This is a genomic window from Thalassospira tepidiphila MCCC 1A03514, from assembly GCF_001662875.1.
GTDB classification, from domain to species: Bacteria; Pseudomonadota; Alphaproteobacteria; order Rhodospirillales; family Thalassospiraceae; genus Thalassospira; species Thalassospira tepidiphila.
Genome location: NZ_JPVZ01000027.1, coordinates 1 through 570, shown reverse-complemented (window position 1 = coordinate 570; position 570 = coordinate 1). Strand labels below are relative to the sequence as shown.

The window sequence follows — 570 nt, the reverse complement described above, 5'->3', positions numbered from 1 at the left end:
GGGCGCCCGCATCGGCCTTGAGTTTGAAGCAACACGAACTGTGCCGTCCTAAAATACGTTGACGGTTTTCAAGGAGCCAGCGGATATCGTCCGCTGGCTTTTTGATGCACTTGTTCTGGTGTTTGCATCGCCAGTGCGAAGTGCGGTCGCATGGTATTGTATGTCTGTATGGCCTCCTTGACCAGTTGCCTGAGATCTTCGAATGTCTTGCAGCGGTGAAACAGGAATTCCTGTTTGAGAATGCCGTTGATGCGTTCGGCCAGCGCGTTCTGATAGCAATCATATCCATCTGTCATCGACGGAGTGATCCTGTGTTTGCGCAAGACAGATTGATAGCAGCCAGAGCAGTACTGTAATCCCCGGTCAGAATGATGGATCAGGGGATGTGTCGTCAGTCGATTGCGCACGGCCTGTTTCAGGGCGCCAACCACATCCGATGCTTTCATTTCGCGGCTGAGAACATGTCCCATGATTTTACGTGAGAAGGCATCCGTTACCAGAGACAGATAATGGATGCCCTGGTCACTCTCGACATAGGTGATGTCGCTGACAAAAATCTCCTCGGGGCGA

At 51.9% G+C, this 570-nt stretch carries 1 protein-coding gene; it reads right to left on the bottom strand.

Annotated features, from left to right (window positions below):
* Positions 1–68: 68 nt before the first annotated feature.
* Positions 69–570, bottom strand: a 502-nt coding sequence (locus tag TH4_RS20415; protein ID WP_064782573.1) for an IS3 family transposase, incomplete at its 5' end; no start/stop codon positions are given.